The sequence below is a fragment of the Bacillus sp. mrc49 genome, from assembly GCF_002803435.1.
In genome coordinates, this window is the sequence record NZ_PHNG01000562.1 from 1 (window position 1) to 1,201 (window position 1,201).

A 1,201-nucleotide genomic window follows, 5' to 3' on the forward strand; every position below is an offset into this window, starting at 1 on the left:
CTGACAACGTACATAAGTTTTCTTAATGACTTCCACTTTAATAATGCTGGTCACCTTCCTTCACAGTTTGTGTCTACTGTTGAAGTATTTCACCATTTTATTAATCAGCATTTCAGTAATATTTTTTTGTTCGTAATACCTGTTTTCTGCCGCCTTTTGCTTTTGAACGGCTCCTTTTATGGCAGCTGAGTATGCACCATCAATCGTATTGCGAATATCCCTGATGGCCTTATCGCTTAAATGAATACTGTGTTCTTCCTGGATGCAATGTTTAAGGTGATTTGCGAATTCAGATTGTGTTCTCATCCTTCTCACTCCTTAACTTGCAATATTGTTACTCAGCAATCGATAAATCAGATTCCAGTGATTCATACTCATCAGCAAACATGAAAACATCACCATCCCTCGGTATGCTTTTTTTATTACAGCGATCCAAAACAGTTTGGTAAGAAAAGAAGCATTTTCTCCCGGCTTCACGAACTGATTTAAATTCCTCTAAAACTTCCATAGTATCTTTATCAATCCTTACTACAGGTTTGCTTGTAGACCTAAATCCTGTCTTTTTACCAAGTTTTTCTTTGGTGATGTATTCAAGATTCACAAAAAAATTATCAGTCTTAATTAAATTCTTATGATGCAATACTTCGCCTGGCTTAGGATTGCCCACAAAATGGTAAGCAACCAAATGTGAAGCTTTGTATTTCTTAACCTTGTTTTTAAACTGCACCTTTATAAATAGGTCCCCACTACGTTTATGGAGATAAGGAAGCAAAAACTTTTCTGAACTCTTATATAAGCGTTTGAAACGGCCATAATTAGAAACTAAAAATTTATCGCCTGACCCTTCTACGGCCTTCCAAACTTCATTGTGGTATTTTTCCTTTACGTACCATTCTTTACGTTGCTTCAGAGTTGTTTTTTCATCTGCTAAATAACAATTGATCTTCGATAGTTTCATTTTTTTAGATTTATGAGTGGATAAACTGGAATAGGATTTACCGGTCAATAATTCCAAGTCTTTATAATTTGTTTCAGTTAAAATATTGGTTCTTGGATCATATAAGTAAAGCAAAGGAATCCCTCCTTTTATTCAACGATTCTTCTTAGCTTCGCGATCCAGGGAGAAGAAAAATCCTCTACCTGAAATCGCTTTTGTTCAAAAGAATAAATATTAAGAACTTCAGATTGTGGACTTTCCTGT

Annotated in this window: 2 protein-coding genes; both read right to left on the reverse strand. The window is 35.0% G+C overall.

Annotated features, from left to right (window positions below; all coding sequences use genetic code 11):
* Nucleotides 1-60: 60 nt before the first annotated feature.
* A complete protein-coding gene (locus CVN76_RS05830; RefSeq protein ID WP_100530531.1) occupies nucleotides 61-306 on the reverse strand; it encodes a hypothetical protein in 246 nt (81 codons plus the stop codon).
* A 28-nt stretch (nucleotides 307-334) separates the two neighbouring features.
* Entirely contained in the window at nucleotides 335-1,072 is a 738-nt protein-coding gene (locus CVN76_RS05835; RefSeq protein WP_100530592.1) for an HNH endonuclease, read from the reverse strand.
* Nucleotides 1,073-1,201: the final 129 nt, after the last annotated feature.